Source organism: Haloferax marinum (assembly GCF_009674625.1).
Taxonomy (GTDB): domain Archaea; phylum Halobacteriota; class Halobacteria; order Halobacteriales; family Haloferacaceae; genus Haloferax; species Haloferax marinum.
The window spans coordinates 2,436,022-2,456,076 of sequence record NZ_WKJQ01000001.1; the positions used below are offsets into that span (position 1 = coordinate 2,436,022).

Consider the following 20,055-nt stretch of genomic DNA (forward strand, 5'->3'; position numbering starts at 1 on the left):
GGGTGGGAGCATCACCACCGAACGCCCGACAGCAAGGAGTCGAACGTCGAGTTGGTCCTAGTCTCTCCAACGATTCGGCGAGTGACAGATTGTTCCATCGGCCAACCCGGCCCACAGGTGGTCGGAGACGGCTGCACACCCCGCGAAGGATTGAAACGACCTGGGATGGATGGTATAGGCATCATGACACGTATCGACGAACTGAGAATTCTCGTTCCGGTCGATGTCTCTGAGGAGGAACCCCCCGCCCTCGATGTCATCGACCACCTCGGCGCCGTCGAGGTGGTTTTACTCGGCTATTTCCCGGTGCCGGACCAGGCCGAACCGGCACTGCTCAGGGACCAGTACGGTCCCGAGGCCGCCGACCGGCTGGACGCAGTCGCCGCCGAGCACGGTGGTCCAGCCGAGGTTCTCGTCTTCACGCACGACCGCGAGGCAACCATCGACCGCATCGCAGACGAGTACGACTGCGACGCGGTGCTGACGGGCGGACGTTCGACGGTCGTCGACCGCGTTCTCGTCCCGCTCCGTGGGGACGTGAACCTCGACCGAATCCTCGCGGTCGTCGCCGACCTACTGGTGGCGGGCAACGAGACCGCAACCCTGTTTCACTCGGTCGCAGAGGACGCCGATCCAACCCAGGGAGAACTACTCCTCATTGGTGCCGTCGACCGCCTGGTCGAGTACGGGGTCGACCGCGACAAGGTCGACTGGCGGCTCTCGGAGGGCGGTGATCCACAGACCGACATCGTCGAACTTGGAGCGGAGTACGACCTCGTCGTCCTTGGCGAGACCGAGCCCTCGCTCCGCGAGCGCATCATCGGTGACGTCCTCTCAGCAATCGTCGACGCGCTCGAGGTCCCGGCGCTCATCGTGAGGGATGTCGAGTGACCCGACACGCTACGAGACGGAGGAGCGACAGATGAGCGTCGAGGGGAGCGAACTCGAGCGTACGCTCGGATTCGTCGAGGCGATGACGCTCGGCGGAGGGACGATGATCGGTGCGGGAATATTCATCCTCCCCGGAATCGCCGCTGAAACCGCTGGCCCCGCCAGTTCGGTCTCCTACGCTATCGCTGGCTTCGTCGCGTTGCTCGCGGCGCTTTCACTTTCCGAGCTGGCGACTGGAATGCCCATCGCAGGCGGGAGCTATCACTACGTCAACCGAGCGCTCGGCGGACTCTTCGGGGCCGTCGTCGGTTGGGGTATGTGGACGGGGCTGATGTTCGCGAGCGCGTTCTACATGATTGGCTTTGGCCAGTATCTCGTCGAGCCGATTCCGTTCCTCGACGGACGGGTCTTCATCGTCGGCCTCGGCCTCGTCGGGCTTGTCCTCCTCCTCGGGGTCAACTACTACGGCACCGAGGAGTCGAGCGCCTTCCAGAACGTCACCATCGGGGTCGAGACTGCCATCATCCTCGTCTTCGTCGCGGTCGGCGTGTTCTTCATCGACCCCGGGAACCTCGAACCGTTCGCCCCGTTCGGACCTGGTGGTGTCGTCGCCACGACTGGTATCGTCTTCATCTCGTTCCTCGGCTTCGAAATCATCGCCACCGTCGCGGGCGAAATCAAAAATCCCAGTCGAATCATCCCGCTGTCGATGATTCTCTCGGTGGTGCTGGTGACCATCCTCTACGTCCTCGTCATGCTCGTCAGCACTGGCGTGATCCCCTTCGAGTCGCTCGGCGACTCGCCAATCCCGGTTTCGGACGTGGCCGTCACCTACCTCGGTCCGGCGGGGGTCGTCGCAATCGTCTTCGCCGCCATCATCGCGGCGATATCGAGCTCGAACTCCTCGATACTCGCAGCCTCACGGGTCATCTACGCCATGGGCAGAGACGGAGTCGTGACCGACTGGTTCAACGTGAGCCACCCTCGGTTCTACACGCCCCACCGAGCCATCGCGGCCACTGGCGTCGTGACGGCGCTGTTGATTCTCGTCGGCCTCGAGGTGGAGACGATTATCGCGCTGCTCGCAGAGGCGGCGAGTTTCAGCTTCCTCGTCGCGTACTCGCTCGTCCACGTCTCGCTCGTCGTCTTCCGGCGGGCCGACCCGGACGGCTACGACCCCTCCTTTGCGCTCCCGCGACCCCTCTACCCGGCCGTCCCCATACTGGGGGTGGTGCTGTCGCTCCTCGTCGTCTCGCAGATGGCGACTGTCGTCGTCGTCATCGGGACGGGCATCGTCATCTTTGGAGTCGTCTGGTACGCAACGTACACACGGGGACGTGTAGTGAGTGAAGGGCTTCTCAGCGAGGCGATTCGTGGGAAGCCAGCCGAGCCGTACCGCGTGGTCGTTCCGGTGGCGAACCCGGCGACACAGCGTGGGCTCCTCCGTCTGGCAGCGGCCAGCGCACACGCCAACGAAGACCGAGGGACGCCCGAACTCGTCGCGGTCAACGTCACGCCGGTCGCTCACCCGTCGCCGCTTCAGAACGTCGAGGCCGACCGCTTCGAGCATCAGCGCGACCTTCTCAACAACGCCCACGACATCGCGGCCGAGATGGACGTCACCCTCCGGACCAGGACGGTGGTCGCTGCTGACGTTGGAGAGGCGATACTCGACGTGCTCGAAGAGGAGGCCGCCGACGAGGTCATCCTCGGCTGGGACGGGACGCTCGACCGCGACGGCCACGTCTTCGGTGCAACGGTCGACCCGGTTGTTCGGAGCGCTAGCTGTGACGTCTCACTCGTCAACCTCAGAACCGAGACCGTCGGAACGCCGGTGGCGCTCATCGCCCCTGGACACAACGCGCCCGTCGTCGCACACCAAGCAGCCGAATTTGCGACCGTCGACGGGGCCGTCCCGACCCTGCTGAACGTTCAGTCTCCCCGAGGGAAGAACGACTCGAACGCCGAGGAACGGGGGCGGACGATCGTCGTCGACGCCGCCGAGGCGGCGGGACTTGCTCCCAGCGACTACGACATACAGGTCGTCGTCGCCGACGATATCGGTCGGGCGATCGTCGAAGCGACCAGTCAGTACGACACCGTCTGCGTGGGTCTCTCGGGGCGGACTGAGGGGTCCCGAATACCCTTCGGAACGGTCACCGAACGAGTCGTGCACGACGTCCCGAGCAACGTCGCCCTGATACGCGGTTCGTGAGCGCCCCTCGACGCTCCGCTACAGATAAGCAAGGTGGGTGACTCGGGGTCGTACGGAAATCAAAGATTCCCGCGATGACGAGACGCAGAGCGTCTCGAACCACTTGACTCCAAAGCGGTTCACTCCGGTGGGAGCATCACCATCGAACGCTCGACAGCAGGGAGTCGAACGTCGAGTTGGTCCCAGTCGGTGCCCCGGTTCGGCGAGTGCCAGACTGACCCGTCGGCCAATCCAGCCCACAGGTGGTCGGGCATCGATGGGTCCGTACAGAGTGCGTACGGCATCGACGTCCCGTTGATTCCATCGAGTCGCACCCATCGTCCCTCACCGGTGCGACGGAATATCGTCGCCTTCGCGTCTCCGCCGCCGTGGGCCGCAAACGGGCCAGTCGAGGCAGAGACGTACCAGACGTCAGGATTCACTGGATGGGCAGCGACGCTCCACCCGTACCCCCGGTCGAGTCCTCCGTTGGGTTTTCGCCACGTCTCGCCGCCATCTGTACTCCGTGCACCGGGTCGCTTCCCGATTCCTGCGCCGCCTTCGTAGACGGAGTCGGAATCGGTAGGATGCCAGACGAGACTGTGGCAGTCTCGAATCGCTTTCGGACGGTGGTTCGACCACGTCTCACCACCGTCTGTACTTCGGACGACGGCCCCGAACTCGATGCCGGCGACGAGGAGGTCGGAGTCGCTGGGTGACACCGCGAGTGCCTGTACGTACGCCGTAAACGGTGGCGACGCCGGCGAGCGCCACATCCGCCGACCACGGATGTGCTGGAAGGATTCGGATTCACTCCACGTCGCTCCACCGTCGTCTGACCGGAACACACCCGATGGCCGAACGCCTGCGTAGAGTCGCTGTGGGTCGCTCGGCGCGACGGCGACGGCCATCACTGTCTCGTCGGTGAGCCTCGTCTGTGTCCACGTCGTCCCCCTGTCGCTCGACAGGAAGACGCCACTGTCTTCGGTCCCTGCGAGAACAACCCCCGACCCGAGAGGGCCGGTTGCCAGCGACGAAACCGAGTGACTCTGTAGCTCTGTAGCGGTCGGTTCCCCTGCTGCCGCTCTCGCGATGCCACTCCTCGTCGTCGATACGAAACGTCGTTCGGTCATCGTTGCCTCCTCCCCGACCACTCACACGACTGTGCTGTGTGGTACCTTAGTACAGTAGGATGGCTGAACTGATAATCGTTCCTCGGAGTGTGGGGGCGCGTCGCTGTTCCTCAGCCTCGTAGCACAGCAAAAAGATGGATCGAGTCGACGTAGCCGACTAGTCGTCTGCAGGTGCAGCCGAGTCGCCACGGGAGACGCCCGTGCCTGGCCCGATGTCGATGCCGAGTTCTTCGAGACGCTCGTCGGGGACGACACCGTCGACCCACTGGCGACGTGCGTAGTACTCTTCTTTCATCTCGTCGAGCTCACACAGTTGGCCTTCGGACGCGCCCTGGCCTGGGATTGCCTCGTCGCCGGGGATGAAGCGTCCCGGCAGCGAGTCGTCCGCACCGTCGAACCCTGCGAGGTTGTTGTAGTAACGCTCGAGGGTGTAGATGCGGTCACCGGTCTCGAGGAGTTCGTCTTCGGTGACGTCGAGGCCGGTCATGCCGTTGTACTGCAGGACGTACTCTTCGATACCTTCTGCGAAGGCGTTGAACTTGCAGATGTCGAAGGAGTCCGAGATGGCGTGCATGTCCTGGAACAGCGCCACGAGTTCGCCCTTGCCGCGCCATTCGTGCGGGTCGGCCTTCTCCGGGATGCCGAGAATCTCGGCCGAGGGCGTGTAGCCACGGAGGTGGCACGCACCGCGGTTGGAGGTGGCGTAGCCGATGCCCATGCCTTTCATACAGCGTGGGTCGTACGCTGGGATGGTCTGACCCTTGACGGCCAGCGAGTTGTTGTGGGCGTTGAAGCGCTCGGCGAGTCCGTTGGCACCCTCTGCGAGTGCGTCGGCGAGTTCGCCGTCGCGGTTAGCAACCTCGTCGATGAGGTCGATCATGCGCTCGGTGTCACCCCAGTCGAGTTGCTCGTCGAGTTTGTCGAGTTTGCCCTCTTCGGACATCTCCATGGCCATCGCCATCATGTTCCCCATCTCGATGGTGTCGACGCCCATGTCGTTACAGCGCTCGATCATGACGGCGACTTCGTCACGCTCGGTGTGGCCGGCGTTCGGCCCGAGTGCGTACGCCGACTCGTACTCGTACGACTCCGTACGGACGTTCATCTCCTCGCCCTTGTGCATAATCGACACTTCGACTTCCTTCTTACAGGCGACCGGGCAGGAGTGACAGGTCGGTTCGTCGACGAGGATGTTCTCACGGACGTTCTCGCCGGAGACCCGTTCGGCGTCGATATCGACGCCCTCGGATTCTCGGTATGCGCCCGTCGAAGTGTACTTCCCGTTCTTCGTCGGAAGCCCGTCGAGTTCCTCGCCCGCGTTCATCAGGACGTTCGTCCCGTACAGCGAGAGACCACCGGAGTTCGGGCCGGTAACTTCGGACTCGCGGATGAGTTCCATCGCCTGCTGGTAGCCTTTCTTGAACGTCTCTGGGTCAGCAGGTTTCGGCATCTTCGTGCCGGATTTCACGACGACGGCTTTGAGGTTCTTCGACCCCATGACTGCGCCCGTGCCGCCGCGGCCCGACGCACGGTCGTCCTCGTTGACGATACAGGCGTACTTGACCTGATTCTCGCCACCGGGGCCGATCGCCATCACCGAGAGGTTCTTCCCGAGCGTTCCGCCGACTTCGGCTTCGAGTTCGGAGATAGCGTCGTGGACACCCCAGCCCCAGATTTCACGCGCGTCGTGGAGCTCCACCTCACCGTCTTCGACGACGGCGTAGACCGGGTGTTCGGCCTTCCCTTCGAACAGCAGGCCGTCCATTCCGGACCACTTGAGACGGGCACCGCTCCACCCACCGTGGTGGGAGTCGGTGACGGTCCCCGTGAGCGGAGATTTCGTCACCACGGCGATTCGGCCACTCATCACGGTCTGTGTGCCGGTGAGCGGCCCTGTCATGAAGGCGAGCAGGTTGTCCGGCCCCAGTGGGTCCACATCTGCACCCTGGTCGAAGACGTACTTCACACCGAGGCCACGGGCACCGATGTATTTCTTCGCGTCCTCGTCGTCGATTCCTTCGTAATGTACCTCACCAAGAGACAGGTCGACCCGTGCGACTCTGTCCTGATAACCACCGAGTTCTGTCATTGTAATCCTCGTTGATTATATACGGTTGCTAGTGGGTTAGTGATTCCCACACCAATGTAACCAGAATCGGTTTCGTGCTTCTGAGCCTACACCGCACGGTCAGTGAATTGCGGCAATCTATGCGACTTATCCCGGTTTCGGGCCGGCCGACCTGAGCGCGACACTCCCAGTAGCGTCGATGACAATACTTGCAGGCCCTCGCGGGGGACACGACCACCACATTCCTGAGGCCTCCACACCGGTCTCCAGACGGGCGAAGACCTGCTTCGGCCCCGACTCGACGACAGGGACGAGGTCGCGGGTCTCGCCCGGTACGAGGTCGAGTTCCTGTTCGAACGTGTCGGTCTCCGACTCGATTCGCAGTGAGAGTCGGTGCGGCTGGTCGTCTCGGTTTTCGAGGGTGAGTGTCGTATTTGCCGGGCCGCACCCGACTGCACCGCTTTCGGTGTCGACGTACTTCGTCGGTTCGTCGGGGACGAGCCACGGTGTATCGACCGTCACGTCGTCAGTTTCGAGGACGACTCGGTAGGTTCCCGTCCGATAGGTTATCGGCACCGACAGCCGAGTTTCCGACGGAATCCGATAGGTCCGCTCGAGGAGTGTCGTACCGAACAGGTCGACCCGGAGTCGGGCCGTGGTCTCGCTTCCGGGGTTCTCGACGACGACGCCGGCGGGAGCGTACCAGCGTCCCGACCCGTCCCCGACGAGTGGCAGGTCGGGTTCCTCTCCGCCGTCGGCAATCGAGCACTCACGGTTCGGGTCGCAAGAGACCCGCCCCCAGAACTCCGCTGACTCCCGCCCGAGGACGACTTCCAACCCGTCGCGGACGCCGCCGACGGTCCACGCCGTGGTCGCCCGGATGCCGGTGTCCGTCTCGACGACCACCGCGGTCTCTCCGAGTGGGAGGTCCACCCGATTCGTGTTTCGTTCGCCGGGAACGAGGTCGATAGTCTCGAAGTAAACGTCACGACCACCGCGGGTGACCCCCACCGAGGTGAATACGGGACTAGGCGTCGTATTCCAGACCGAGAGCTGGCGCTCGACCCGCTCTTCTGCGGGGGTCGTCGTCTGTTCGACGGTTGTCCCGTCGTTCGGAGTGGGCGTCTCCGTCTCTGTCTCGCCCTCCGGTGACCCACACCCCGCGAGGCCGGTGACGCTGGCCGCGACGAGCGAGAGGAGGGCACGGCGATTCATACCCCTGTATAGGGCACCGTGTCATATGAACGTCGGCGAGGAGATGTGACCGTGGCGCGCTTCCGACGCCGCGGGCGCACGCCAGACGAAGCGGCTTTACGCCCCCATCCGATAGGAGAGTCCAATGAGTAAGCCGAGCCCCGAGGTCTACGAGCGGGGACGCGGGATGGACGCGCACAACAAGGTGATGCGCGACATCCGTTCGCGGAAGCAGAAGACCTACGACCCTCACGAGCCGACGCGGGTGTGGATAGACGAGGACAACACGCCCGATGGCGTCTACGACTCGCTGACGATTATCCTCAACACCGGTGGGTGCCGCTGGGCCCGCGCCGGTGGGTGTACGATGTGTGGCTACGTCGCCGAATCCGTCGAAGGCGGAACCGTCTCTCACGAGGCGCTCATGGACCAGATTCAGGTCTGTCTCGACCACGAAGCCGAGGAGATGGACGACGGCGAGAAAGCCGGTCTCATCAAAATCTACACCTCCGGGTCGTTCCTCGACGAGCGCGAAGTGCCCGCAGAGACGCGCGACGCCATCGCCGAGACGTTCTCGGACCGCGACCGGATGGTCCTCGAGTCGCTCCCCGACTTCGTCACGCGCGAGAAACTCGCAGACTTCACCGACCGTGGGCTCGAAGCAGACGTCGCAATCGGCCTCGAGACTGCGACCGACCGCGTCCGCCACGACTGTGTCAACAAGTACTTCGACTTCTCCGACTTCGAAGACGCCTGTAACGAGGCGGCCGCAGCAGGCGGTGGCGTGAAAGCCTACCTGCTGATGAAACCGCCGTTCCTCTCGGAACCGGAAGCGCTCGAAGACATGAAGTCGTCTATCCGGCGCTGTGCCGCCGTGGACAACTGCCACACCGTCTCGATGAACCCGACCAACGTCCAGCGCTACACGATGGTGGACGAACTCTTCTTCAACGGTGGCTACCGCCCGCCGTGGCTCTGGTCGGTTGCCGAGGCGCTCCGAGACACGGCCGACGTCGACGCTATCGTCGTCTCCGACCCTGTCGGCGGCGGCCAAGAACGTGGTGCACACAACTGTGGGGAGTGCGACGAACTCGTCTTCAAGGCGGTCAAGGACTTCAACCTCCGACAGGACCCCAGCGTCTTCGACCAGGTGTCCTGTGAGTGCGAGGCGACGTGGGAGTACGTCCTCGACGCCGAGACGAGTTACAACATGCCGCTCGTCCGGTAGGGTCGGTTCGAGAGACTCCCTACCTGTCCAGTTTTAGTGGTGATTTACACCTGTTTTTACTCGCTTCGTCGCTGTTAGGACGCCCCAACGACCGGTAATACCTGCCTAACAGACCGGATAGGCTATTCGTATCAAAGAGGTTGTAAGGCGTTGTCATATTCGGGAGTTCGGACATGTGCCCACCCGGACTGCCCGCCATCATGACGAAACACACGTACAAGACCGTCTACTACGCGGATGGATGGTTCGAGATCCGCGAGGAAGAGAACACCGAGGCATGGATTGCCACGGACGCTCCTCGCGCTCTCATGCCATAGCACGCGGTATGCGGGTCGGAAAAACTCCAACCATCGCTCATCGTGTACGCTGCTACATTTGCCCATCCGACCCTGTACCGCTCACCGCCGCTGCGGCGGTCTTTTTTATCGAAACCGAACGTAGAGCGACGGCCTCAGTCCTCGAACCCCGAGAGGACGCCTCGCCCGTCGGTGTTCCCGAGTTCGGGTAGTGACGCTCGTTCTGGGTGCGGCATCAAGACGGCCACCGATTCGGTATCTCCGAGGATACCGGCGACGTTTCCACGCGACCCGTTGGGGTTCGCGTCGTCGGTCACGTTCCCGTCTTCGTCACAGTAGCGGAACAGGATTCGGTCTTCGGACTCCAGTGCTTCGTAGCCGTCGTCGTCGATTTCGAAGCGCCCCTCACCGTGGGCGATGGGGAGTTCGATGACCTCGCCTTCGTCGTAGGCGCGGGTCCAGCGCGTGTCGGCGTTCTCGACGCGGAGATAGACGTGTTCACACTGGAAGCGGGCGCTCGCGTTCGTGGTGAACGCACCGGGGGTCAGACCTGCCTCACAGCCGACCTGTGCACCGTTGCAGACGCCGAGGACAGGCAGTCCCTCCTCGATAGCGTCGCGGACGGCGTTCATCACCGGTGAGCGGGCGGCCATCGCGCCGCCGCGAAGGTAGTCACCGTACGAGAAGCCACCGGGAAGCATGATGCCCGTCGCCTCGTCGGGAAGCGGGTCTTCGTGCCAGACACGCTCGGCCTCGAATCCGAGGTCCTCCAGCGCGCGGACGGCGTCTCGGTCACAGTTCGACCCGCCAAACTGCACAACTGCAATCATCTTACGCCTCAGCGACCTCGACCTCGTAGTCGTGGATGGTCGGGTTCGCCAGCAAGCGTTCGGCCATCTCGTCGGCGCGCTCGGCCGCCGCGTCGGCGTCCGCCGCGTCGAGGTCGACTTCGTACCGTTCGGTGAAACGCAACGCCTCGAGTTCGAAACCGAGTCGTTCCAGCGCGCGCTTCGTGGTCTCCGCCTCCGGGTCGAGTACGCCACGCTTGAGGCGCACCGTCACCGTCGCGGTGTAGGTGGTCATCGGATGACCATGCGTGGTTATGTGCAAAAACGGTTTTGGGTCGCGTTTGATGTGCACGAACGTGCCCAATATGCCGAACACGGTGGCTACGGGGCCGGAGACCGTTTAACGTCGTGAACCTCGAGCGTCTCGTCGATGGTGAGTGTGAGCGTCTCGTCGTCGACTTCGAAATCCACGGTGGCACGAAGTGGGTCGTCTGAGACGACGGTGAGGACCGGTTTGTCTCGCCACGCGGTTCCCCAGAGGTGTGGCTGTGAGAGGTCCACGTCGTGGTCGTAGTAGAACGAGACGACTGCGGGGTGGTCGAGGTAGGCCATCCCGATGCCAGCAATGTGTTCTTCGCTGCAACGCGTGCAACTGTACACTGCCTGTGCATCCTCGCAGACGTCCTTCGGGCCAAGGTCCTCTACTGTCGTGATGAGGCGTGGGTCCATCCGTCCTTGACAACTCGCACAGAACCCGTCGCGTGCCTGTGAAAACAGCGACAGGACGAACCGTTCTGCGACTTCGGGGAAGGACGCGTCGTCGTAGCCCTCCAACACACCCGGCGGAATACCAGCGTCTAATATCGTCTTGTCGCAGTCGGCACACCTGACGTGGACGCGTTCGTCCACGTAGGTCGCTTCGACCTGTCCGTTACACCTCGGACACGGTGGGTCGACTGCCACGGGGCCGACGTCGTCGCCGCGGGTGTACGCCCCGCTAAGGATCGCACCGACGATATTCCACCCCGCGAGTCGGAGTTCGTACCCTGCCTCGCTCTTCTTGACGAAAAGGTCGGTGAGTTTGCCGAGGTGGTAGTTGAACCGACCGCTGTCGGTGACACCCACCTGCTCGCGGAGTTGTGAGAACGTGAGCGGTTCGTGCGGTGATTCAGCGAGTGCCCGAAGAATCGCGAGACGCGTCTCGTCGGCGAGTAGCGAAAATGCCTGCTCGCTGTCTGAATCCACGGATACCGGGACATCACGGGAACGCATAACTCCAGATACGTCACTCTCGGGCTTAATCGATTCGTGCGGTGACATCACCGCGCGACGAGCCACGCCGCCGTCACGACGATGGCGAACGGCAGGAAGATTGCAAATCCAAGCCCGACCACCCAACTGGCGACGAGCAACGGAATGGCGACGACTGGCGCGAGCCACGAAGCGAACAGAGACGCCGCGAATAAGAGGACGACAGCGACAGCGGTGAACAGACCCAGTCGGCCGATACCGCGGAGTTGTCGTGGGAGTGTGAGTGTTGTGTTCATCACCTCTATCTACTCCACGGCCTGCGATAAAGGTAAGCAGAATGACAATTATGCACGCTGACCTACAGAAATCTCGTTCGGTGCGAGTTGAACTCGGATTCGTCTACGAGTGAACTCAGATGTGAGTTCGTTGCGGGGAACGACAGCGGTTTACCGCTCGCTCTCTCAGGGCGGTGTATGCTCAGCTTCGAACAGCTGGAGGTGACGGTATGACGCGAGAACTAACCGAAATCACGGTCATCGGAGGAGACAAGACTGGACTCATCGCGAACGTGACCACCCTGCTGTTCGAGCGCGGAATCAACGTCGAGGACTTAGACCAGGCAGTCCGCGAGGGAATCTTCCGGATGACACTGCACGCGGACACCTCGGAGATGACCAGTAGCCGCGACGAACTCCGGAAGGCACTTTCGGAACTCGGCGACGACCTCGGCGTGGACGTACAGGTTCGGTTCCCGTCGGACCGCGAGACGCGCGAAATCGCCGTGCTCGTCACGAAGGAGTCCCACTGCCTCGAAGCGCTGTTCGAGGCGTGGGCGAACGACGACCTCGGCGCGGAGATTTCGGTCGTCATCGGCAATCACGACACGCTCGAACCGCTGGCGAGTCACTACGACGTTCCCTTCCACGACATCGGCGACGAGAAGGGGACTGCAGACGAAGACCAACTCCTCGAACTCCTCGAACAGTACGACGTGGACCTCATCGTCCTCGCGCGGTACATGCGTATCCTCGGCCCGCAGGTCGTCTTCCGGTACGAAGACCGCATCATCAACATCCACCCGTCGTTGCTGCCGGCGTTCCCCGGTGCCGCGGCCTATCGACAAGCTAAGGAGAAAGGTGTCCGAATCGCGGGCGTCACCGCCCACTACGTGACGACCGACCTCGACCAGGGGCCGGTCATCACCCAACGTGCCTTCGACGTCTCCGACGACGCGAGTATCGACGAGATAAAGAGCAGTGGCCAACCGCTGGAGGCCGACGCACTGCTCGAAGCGGTGCAACTCCACCTCGACGACGCGGTGTCGGTCCACCGCGGACGGACGAGTCTTCGCGAAGAAGTCGACGACGACGACTACCAACTCGGCCTCACCCGTGAGGCACAGGCGGCGAACCCCGACCGCCCGGTCGATGGAATCATCGACGCCCTCGGGAAGCGCGAACCTGCGTCGCCCGAGCAGTCCGACGACTGAATCCTTTTCTCGTCGCCCCGCGCATACGGGGCGATGACCGATTCGAAGACGCAGACTGATTCTGATTCCCCCGACTTCGACGGCCGACCGAGCGGTCCCGGCGCAGTCCGCGCACTCGGTGAGTTCGCGCTTCGCGTCGAGGACTTGCCGGCGATGCGTGCGTTCTACCGCGACGTGGTCGGTCTTGGCGACCCCATCGGTGACTTCGACACCGCGACGTTCTTCGGCCTCGGTGAGAGTCACGGCGGCCACGAGGCCGTCTTCGTCCTCTTCGACCGAACCGAGACTGACGGCTACACCGGCATCGACCAAGACAAGACGACCATCGACCACTTCGCGTTCAGTATCGACGCCGACGACTTCGACGCCGAAGTCGAACGACTTCGTGGACACGGTCTCGACCTCGACTTCGCGTACCACGAGTGGGTCGAGTGGCGCTCTGTGTACTTTTCGGACCCCGAGGGGAACAGGGTGGAGTTGGTGTGTTACGACGCCGACGGTGTGGCGAAGGACGAACAGTTCGAGTAGGCCGCGCTGGACACCGACGTCGGCCACCTCGGCCGGTGACTTATTACGTACCCAGAATATCTCTGAGGCATGAACGTCGTCAAGATTCTGTTAGAAGCACTCGAGGGATACCGGGACGGGGGCGTCGAAGAGGCAGTCTCGGAGGGACTCGAAGAGACCGCAGAAGAAGCGACCGGACGAGACTTCTAAGCCGAGCGTCGTCGCTGATTTCGCTCAGTTCAGGTCGCGAACGCGCGCCACTGCGTCTTCGATAGACGGCGCGTCGAACCAGTCGTAGTCGACGTAGGCGTTGGTTCCGGCGCAGTAGACGTCCGAGAGCGCCGTGACGATTTCGTCTGGTAAGTTCTCGGGTTCGACCTCGCATGCGTCGCGCCAGTTGGGTTCACCCGTCTCGATGGCTTCCTGTTTCGCGGCGGAGACGGCGTCGACCCAGTCGGGTTGGACGCGTTTGTAGTACTGACGGACGACCTCTTTCGACACCTGCTGACCGTCGTACGAAAAGCGGTTCTCGTCGAACGTGCCGACCACGTCTGCGACTTTCACGGTACCGTCGTGGTACAGACACTCGATTTTCCCGTCTTCGTGCGAGAACCCGGCCTTCGCGGCGCGTTCGGTCAGGATGTGGTTCACTGCGAGCGCGAGTTCTTCGAGTTGGTCGAGGTCGACGACACCCGCAATCTCGTCTGCTTCGTCGCGGGCCAGATACCGGTCCTGTTCTTCGTACTTCGTGGAGAACTCGACGACCGGTTGTGGAAGGTCCACGGGTTCGTCTGGCCACTCGTCGAAGTCGAGTCCGTAATCTGCAGGTTCGCCGCGCTTGCGGAGACTCGACCCCACGGGGACGGTGTTGCGGAAGACGATTTCCAACGGGATGAGGTAGTTCTCGCCGGCGACCTCGTGGTAGGCGTCGTAGTCGTACTCGCCGTCTTCGTGCGGAAGGTCGGGAACCTGCGTGAGTTCGATTGCCATCTCGGTCGGCGGCGACTCACACTCACCGAGGTCTTTGACCTCGCCGTCTTCCACGACGCCCAGATAGTGCGTCGGGACGTGGTTGACGTCCAGTAGTTCGAAGTTGTACGCGCCCATCAGGCACAGACTCGCACCCTTGTTCGGGATGTGGTCGGGCATCTCGCCCCAGTCGAACACCGAGTAGCGGTCGGAGAAGACGAAACGGCCCCGGCCGAGGTCGGTCGCCGTCGGTTCCTCCTCGACGCGGAAGTCCTTCACGCTAGTCATGCTCGCACCTCCGCACTCATCACACTAAGAACCTTCCACTTCTATGTGTATCTCACCCCGGCAACCCGTCTAAGATATGCACAATCTCGCTCATCGGCGGTGCTGGTTGGTCAACTCTCGTGAATCGGGCCGTTTTTTCGCCCCCTCCTCGTCGCTTCGAGTATGGACGCCGAGACACCATCCGACGCCGAATGGGTCGCTCGTCTGCTTCGCGAGGCCGATGTCGCCGTTGCGCTCACCGGCGCAGGGATGAGCACCGCCTCGGGAATCCCTGACTTCCGCGGCGACGACGGCATCTGGAACACCGAGTTCGACCCGGCGTCGTTTCACCGTGACCGGTTCGTAAACGACCCCGCGGGGTTCTGGCGTGAGCGACTTCGACTCCACGAGCGGATGTTTCCCGACGACGTCCGACCGAACGCCGGCCACGACGCGCTCGCGACGCTCGAATCGCGAGGTATCCTCGACGCCGTCGTAACTCAGAACACGGACGGACTTCACCACGAGGCGGGGTCTGAGCGCGTCGTCGAACTACACGGCAACGCCGCAGAGGTCGTCTGTGAGGACTGTGGGGCACGATTCGACGCGGAGATGGCGTTCGAGCAGGTCCGTGCCGACGACGTTCCGGCGACGTGCACCGACTGTGAGGGTGTCGTGAAACCCGCTGTCGTCCTCTTCGGCGAGCGACTCCCGCGCGTCGCCTACAGCGACGCAGAACAGTTAGCCGACGACGCAGACGTGTTCCTCACGCTTGGGTCGTCGCTGTCGGTCCAACCGGCGGCGGGGTTGGCCGGGCGTGCTGCCCGAGACGGGTCGCTCGTCATCGTGAACTTCGATGCGACAGAGTACGACGACAGGGCCGAGAGAGTCGTTCGGTCGGACCTCACAGAGTTCTTGCCGGCGGTCGAACGGCATCTCTGAGTGTGACTGTCCACCTGTGAATGACTGGCCCCTCGTGCCACAGTCTCTCGTATCCATCGGCATTCGAAACAAGTAGTTTATCCAACTGGTTGTCTTCGGATAGGCGTGTTTCGCCCATGTGTTTCCCTCCGGGTCGAGGGCGGTGCCTCGACCCATCTACGCACTTTCCTGACGCAGCTACGAACCCCCGAACTCTTCGTGCAGATACGCACCCAGATAGCCGCCGAGAGCGCCGAGACCGACGGTGTAGAAGAGGACGACCGCGAGAGCGACGAGCCCGAAGATGGCGAATCCGAGGAGACCGAATCCGATACCGGCACGAGGTACGGCGATAGCGAAGATACTGAAGAACACGAGGACGACGAACCCGAGCACGACGGCGACGAGGCTGACGAACAGGCCGGAGAGCGCACCGGATTTCACGCCCACGTCCCGGTCCGTCCCGGTGAGATACCCGGCGAGTGCGCCGCCGAGAATCGTCGACCCCGGAAGCGGCGAGAGGACGACACTGGCGATGGCACCGACGATGGCCGAAAAGAGGAGGCTCTCACCGTCGTCGTCGGAGGACAGTTCGCGTTCGTCGAGAGACCTTTCGGAGGCATCGGACGCCGTCGAGTGTTCCATACACGACGACTCTCGCCCTGCGCGGGTAATCCTTTCTGCGAGCAGTCACGCTCGGGCGTTGGGTGTGCGTCACCGAGGACTCAGTTCGGTCTCGGCCCGCGCTACCAGGACCGCCCCGTTTTTACGACCGTAGCACGTTCGACACCATCATGACCGGTGCCGCCCGCGACGACTTCGGGTTCGACCACGTCCCGGAGACCGACCAATCGTTCGAAAACGCCTTGGAGAAGGCACGAGCGGGTGAGCGCCTCACGATTGCCGACGGTGTCGAACTCATGACGACCGGGACCGACACCGACGGAATCGACCCCGTCAGAAAAGAACTCGTCCTCGAAGCGGCAGACCGTCGCCGTGCGGAGATGGTCGGTGACGACGTCACCTTCGTCGCCAATCTCAACAACAACGTGACGACGGCCTGTACCACCGGGTGTCTCTTCTGCAACTTCAAGAACACCGCCCACCTCTTCGAGTCCGACTCCGACGTCGACCACCAGGGGTTCACCAAGACGCCCGCAGAGTCCCGCGACATCGTCTCGGACGCCGTCGAGATGGGAATCTACGAAGTCACGTCGGTCTCCGGCCTCCACCCCGCGCTCGTCCTCGACGAAGAACACAGAGAGATTCTCCAGTCGTACGACAACCCCGCGGCCGAGGTGAACTACAAGCCACCCGACGTGTACGACGCGGACCCCGGCACGTACGCCGAACAGTTGGCCGCGATGTCCGTCGACGGCGTCCACGTCCACTCGATGACGCCCGAAGAGGCCCACCACGCCAAGCGCGGCACCGACTGGAGTTACGAGGAGGTCTACCGTCGCCTCGCGGACGCGGGTCTCGACAGCGCCCCCGGTACTGCCGCCGAGATTCTCGTCCCCGAGGTCAGAGACGTCATCTGCCCCGGAAAAATCGGAACCGACGAGTGGGTCGCCGGGATGGAAGGCGCGATGGAGGCCGGACTGGACGTGACGGCGACCATCATGTACGGTCACGTCGAAAACGAGATGCACCGCGTGATGCACTTAGACGTCGTCCGCGACTTACAGGACAGACACGGCGGAATCACCGAGTTCGTCCCACTCTCGTTCGTCTACCAGAACACGCCGCTGTACGACCGCGGCCTCGTCTCCGGCGGGGCCTCCGACGCGGAAGACGAACTCATGATTGCCGTCTCACGACTCTATCTCGACAACGTCGAGCACATCCAGTCGTCGTGGGTGAAGTTCGGCAATGCGAAAGCGCTCAAACTGCTCAACTGTGGTGCCGACGACCTCATGGGGACGATTCTCTCCGAGGAGATTACCAAACGCGCCGGCGGCGAGTACGGCGAGTTCCGCTCGTTCGACGACTACGTCGAGATGATTTCGGCCATCGGTCGCCGTCCGGTCGAACGGTCGACCGACTACCGAACCCGTCGACCACTGAACGTGGACGACGACCACCACGGGCCGATGCTCGGCCCCCGCGCCGACGGAACCCCGATGCTGGAACGCCGGCGCGACCCGGCGACAGCGGACGATTGAGATGATGGCGACTACCCACGCGGCGGTGGGTCTCACCCTCGTCGTCCCGCTGGTGTGGGTCGCCCCAGAACTCGCTGCCGTCGCGGCCATCGGGGCGCTCGCCGGCGGTGTCTTCCCCGACGTGGACCTCTTCGTCGGCGTCCATCGCAAGACGCTGCACTTCCCCGTCTACTACACCCTCGCCGCTGGGCTGGTTGGTCTCGTCGCCGTCGTCACGCCGACCGCACTCACCGTCGCACTGGCGTTTTTCTTCCTCTCGGCGGGGCTCCACTCCATCACGGATTGGTTCGGCGCAGGCGACGAACTACGGCCGTGGAACCGGACGTCTGACCGCGCCGTCTACGTCCACCCAGCCAAGCGATGGCTTCGCCCGCGGTATCTCGTTCGGTACGACGGCGCTCCCGAGGACCTCGGGTTGACACTCTTGTTCGCTGTCCCGCCGCTGTTGGTGTTCGACGGCGGTATTCGCCTCGCCGTCGCCGTGGGCGTCGCTGTCGCGGTGTTCTACACCGGATTCAGAAAACGCATGCCCGACTGGTTCGGTATCTGAAGCGTGTGCACGAACGCGGGACCTATCGGTCGGGCGTCGAGAGTGGGCCAACACCGCGGGCGACTCGCCGTAGTCGCTCACCGTGAACGTCGTCGTCGCGGAGGCGTTCGGCAATCGGTGGGCGAATCCACGCGTCGCCGTGACGTGGTGCCGGTGCTGCTGTCGTCGCCGCCGGACGCACGTCGTCGGGTAAGAACCGACCGTAGGTGGGTAACCGTTCGCGGAGTGGGACGCCCACTTCGTCGGCGATGTCGGCGAGTTCCTGCAGTGCGGGCCACGCGTACTCGGGGTTCACGTAGTCGTCGGTGACGGGCGAGACGCCACCGAGGTCGTCGACACCGCAATCGACGAGACTCGCGGCCTCCGAGAGGTTCGGCGGCACTTGCACGGAAATCTCCTCCGGGAGTGCGACGCGTGCCATCGCGACGACGCGCCGCATCGTCGCTATCGAGGGCCGGTCGAAGTCCGACCGGTCGTTGGGGACGACGTTCTGGACGATGACTTCCTGAATATGTCCGTACCGTTCGTGGAGTTCACGGATTGCGAGGAGGCTCTCTGCCCTGTCGCGCCACGTTTCGCCGATACCGACGAGAATGCCCGTCGTGAACGGGACGCCCTCCTCGCCGGCCGCGCGAATCGTGTTGAGTCGCTGGCCGGGTGTCTTCTTTCGCCCTCCCGAGTGAGCATCGACGGCTGCTGTCGTCTCTAACATCACGCCCATGCTGGCGTTCACCGGCGCGAGCGTTGCGAACTGTTCGCGGGTCAGGTCGCCGGGGTTCGAGTGCGGGAGCAGTCCTTCCTCGAGTGCGACTTCGCAGGCGGCGACGAGGTAGTCGAGGATATCGTCGTAGCCCCACTCGTCGAGTTGGCGATGAATCTCTGTGTACCGGTCGTCGGGGGCGTCACCGAAGGTGAACAGCGCTTCCGTACACCCGGCGTCCGCACCCATCTTGACCACGTCACGGACCTCGTCGAGCGACATGAGCGTCGCTTCGCCGGGCACGTCGTAGTAGGTGCAGTACGTACACGTATAGCGGCAGGCGGTGGTCAGCGGGAGAAACACGTTGCGAGAAAACGAGAGCGCTGCCGGCGCGTCGACGTCACCAGACGAAGTCTGGTGGGCTGCCGAGGTCCCCTCGGCAACGTCGGCAGGAGTGACCGAGAGGAGGCGGTCGGTGTCGGCATCGTCGACGTCGATATCGACTCCGTACTCGTCGGCACCGGGGAACATACCAGTCGGTCTGCGACCGACGACTTAAAAACGTGTCACTCGAGGTGACGTCGAGAGACAGAAGTCGAGAGTGGGTCGGGGTTTTGGTGCCAGACACGACCCCGTCCCGTCCGAAGAGGCGTCAGACGTTCGCCCCGCGCGTGGGATACTTGCCTACCGCCGCAACGTTCGGACTCCACTTCGTCGCCCGCAGCGTCTCGGAGACGGCACGGGTGCGCGCGGCGCACGTTGCCTCAGTTCCCGCCGGGCACACGAACACACCGCGCTTGTCAATGTATATCGTGAACTGTTATGGTCCTATCGGCGGTGGCAGACAACTTCGGCGCGCCCGTCGGTGGTGTCGAGTGTGACTCCCAGTTCGTCCAACCACTCCCGCGTGCGGCCTCGTCCGTGCAGGAGTATCTCGACGAGGTCGCTCGGTTCGTCGATGTCGACGGCGAGGCGCATCGAATCGATTTCGACGAACGACACACCGATGTCGTCCGCGATTTCCCGGTGGTCGGCGATCGACGCGCCATGATAGTCGACGACGAACTCCGGTGTTCGAACGACGAGCGCGTTCGTCCCACCACCGAGCCCCGGTGCCGCGACCACGTCCCCTTCCATCTCGAACAGTCGTGTGAGCGAGGCTGGTGTCGCGAGCGCGAGGTCTGCCATGACGACGGCAATCGGGTCGTCGCCGCCGAGTTGGTCGTTGACCGCGTCGGTCAGCGGTCGGTCGTCGAGGATGGTCGGGACGTGGACATCGACCGGCCGGTCCGTGAGTACGACCGGATCGTTTCCGGTGGACTCGACTGCGTCGAGCACGTCGCGGAGCATCGCCAGTGCGAAGTCGCGTCGCTCGTCGGCGTCGAAAAATGGCGCGAGTCGCGTCTTCGGGGAGTCACCCCCGAAGGGGACGACGACTCGCATG

The 20,055-nt window shown here is 63.3% G+C and carries 19 protein-coding genes; 8 read left to right on the forward strand and 11 right to left on the reverse strand.

From position 1 onward, the window contains the following. The first annotated feature begins 183 nt into the window (after window positions 1-183). Together GJR99_RS12230 and GJR99_RS12235 are read left to right on the forward strand one after the other, a co-directional pair. Complete coding sequence (locus GJR99_RS12230) at window positions 184-891, forward strand: universal stress protein (RefSeq protein ID WP_151112538.1); 708 nt, start codon at window positions 184-186, stop codon at window positions 889-891. Window positions 892-922: 31 nt separating this feature from the next. Further along, on the forward strand, window positions 923-3,106 hold the full coding sequence (locus GJR99_RS12235) for an amino acid permease (protein WP_225317636.1): 2,184 nt from the start codon (window positions 923-925) through the stop codon (window positions 3,104-3,106). Between the two features lie 119 nt (window positions 3,107-3,225). Here GJR99_RS12235 and GJR99_RS12240 read toward each other — a convergent pair whose 3' ends face one another. From GJR99_RS12240 to GJR99_RS12250, 3 genes are all read right to left on the reverse strand, one after another. Further along, on the reverse strand, window positions 3,226-4,218 hold the full coding sequence (locus GJR99_RS12240; RefSeq protein WP_151112542.1) for a WD40/YVTN/BNR-like repeat-containing protein: 993 nt from the start codon (window positions 4,216-4,218) through the stop codon (window positions 3,226-3,228). A gap of 157 nt (window positions 4,219-4,375) precedes the next feature. Next, a complete protein-coding gene (locus GJR99_RS12245) occupies window positions 4,376-6,307 on the reverse strand; it encodes an aldehyde ferredoxin oxidoreductase family protein (RefSeq protein WP_151112544.1) in 1,932 nt (643 codons plus the stop codon). A gap of 126 nt (window positions 6,308-6,433) precedes the next feature. Next, a complete protein-coding gene (locus GJR99_RS12250) occupies window positions 6,434-7,501 on the reverse strand; it encodes a hypothetical protein (RefSeq protein WP_151112546.1) in 1,068 nt (355 codons plus the stop codon). A gap of 124 nt (window positions 7,502-7,625) precedes the next feature. On the opposite strand from GJR99_RS12250, the gene GJR99_RS12255 reads away from it, so the two are divergent. Continuing rightward, window positions 7,626-8,708, forward strand: coding sequence for an archaeosine biosynthesis radical SAM protein RaSEA (locus tag GJR99_RS12255; protein WP_151112548.1), 1,083 nt, complete (start codon window positions 7,626-7,628; stop codon window positions 8,706-8,708). A gap of 451 nt (window positions 8,709-9,159) precedes the next feature. Here GJR99_RS12255 and purQ read toward each other — a convergent pair whose 3' ends face one another. The 4 genes from purQ to GJR99_RS12275 form a co-directional block, all read right to left on the reverse strand. Further along, complete coding sequence (purQ, locus tag GJR99_RS12260) at window positions 9,160-9,834, reverse strand: phosphoribosylformylglycinamidine synthase I (protein WP_151112550.1); 675 nt, start codon at window positions 9,832-9,834, stop codon at window positions 9,160-9,162. Between the two features lies 1 nt (window position 9,835). Next, window positions 9,836-10,087, reverse strand: coding sequence for a phosphoribosylformylglycinamidine synthase subunit PurS (gene purS / locus GJR99_RS12265; RefSeq protein ID WP_151112552.1), 252 nt, complete (start codon window positions 10,085-10,087; stop codon window positions 9,836-9,838). Between the two features lie 86 nt (window positions 10,088-10,173). Next, entirely contained in the window at window positions 10,174-11,064 is an 891-nt protein-coding gene (locus tag GJR99_RS12270) for a winged helix-turn-helix domain-containing protein (protein WP_151112554.1), read from the reverse strand. 47 nt (window positions 11,065-11,111) lie between these two features. Then, window positions 11,112-11,339 carry a hypothetical protein gene (locus GJR99_RS12275; RefSeq protein ID WP_151112556.1) on the reverse strand — a complete coding sequence of 76 codons (228 nt, stop codon included), beginning with the start codon at window positions 11,337-11,339 and terminating at the stop codon, window positions 11,112-11,114. A 209-nt stretch (window positions 11,340-11,548) separates the two neighbouring features. On the opposite strand from GJR99_RS12275, the gene GJR99_RS12280 reads away from it, so the two are divergent. Beyond that, complete coding sequence (locus GJR99_RS12280; RefSeq protein WP_151112558.1) at window positions 11,549-12,532, forward strand: formyltetrahydrofolate deformylase; 984 nt, start codon at window positions 11,549-11,551, stop codon at window positions 12,530-12,532. A 33-nt stretch (window positions 12,533-12,565) separates the two neighbouring features. After that, window positions 12,566-13,060 (forward strand): VOC family protein, encoded by a 495-nt coding sequence (locus GJR99_RS12285; RefSeq protein WP_151112560.1) that lies wholly within the window; start codon window positions 12,566-12,568, stop codon window positions 13,058-13,060. 213 nt (window positions 13,061-13,273) lie between these two features. Here the strand turns inward: GJR99_RS12285 and GJR99_RS12290 are convergent, their stop codons facing one another. Further along, a complete protein-coding gene (locus GJR99_RS12290; RefSeq protein ID WP_151112562.1) occupies window positions 13,274-14,296 on the reverse strand; it encodes a phosphoribosylaminoimidazolesuccinocarboxamide synthase in 1,023 nt (340 codons plus the stop codon). 162 nt (window positions 14,297-14,458) lie between these two features. Between GJR99_RS12290 and GJR99_RS12295 the strand changes: the two genes are divergently transcribed. Next, window positions 14,459-15,217 carry an SIR2 family NAD-dependent protein deacylase gene (locus tag GJR99_RS12295; RefSeq protein ID WP_151112565.1) on the forward strand — a complete coding sequence of 253 codons (759 nt, stop codon included), beginning with the start codon at window positions 14,459-14,461 and terminating at the stop codon, window positions 15,215-15,217. Between the two features lie 177 nt (window positions 15,218-15,394). Here the strand turns inward: GJR99_RS12295 and GJR99_RS12300 are convergent, their stop codons facing one another. Then, entirely contained in the window at window positions 15,395-15,841 is a 447-nt protein-coding gene (locus GJR99_RS12300) for a DUF5518 domain-containing protein (protein WP_191967120.1), read from the reverse strand. Window positions 15,842-15,990: 149 nt separating this feature from the next. On the opposite strand from GJR99_RS12300, the gene cofH reads away from it, so the two are divergent. Continuing rightward, window positions 15,991-17,361: a 7,8-didemethyl-8-hydroxy-5-deazariboflavin synthase subunit CofH gene (cofH, locus tag GJR99_RS12305; RefSeq protein ID WP_151112567.1), complete on the forward strand. Its 1,371-nt coding sequence runs from the start codon at window positions 15,991-15,993 to the stop codon at window positions 17,359-17,361. A 1-nt stretch (window position 17,362) separates the two neighbouring features. Further along, the gene (locus tag GJR99_RS12310; RefSeq protein ID WP_151112569.1) at window positions 17,363-17,911 is read left to right on the forward strand and encodes a metal-dependent hydrolase; all 549 of its coding nucleotides are present in this window, start codon (window positions 17,363-17,365) and stop codon (window positions 17,909-17,911) included. Between the two features lie 22 nt (window positions 17,912-17,933). On the opposite strand, the gene cofG is transcribed toward GJR99_RS12310, so the two are convergent. Continuing rightward, entirely contained in the window at window positions 17,934-19,142 is a 1,209-nt protein-coding gene (gene cofG / locus GJR99_RS12315; protein WP_151112571.1) for a 7,8-didemethyl-8-hydroxy-5-deazariboflavin synthase subunit CofG, read from the reverse strand. A 297-nt stretch (window positions 19,143-19,439) separates the two neighbouring features. Continuing rightward, window positions 19,440-20,054 (reverse strand): 2-phospho-L-lactate guanylyltransferase, encoded by a 615-nt coding sequence (gene cofC, locus GJR99_RS12320; protein ID WP_151112573.1) that lies wholly within the window; start codon window positions 20,052-20,054, stop codon window positions 19,440-19,442. Window position 20,055: the final 1 nt, after the last annotated feature.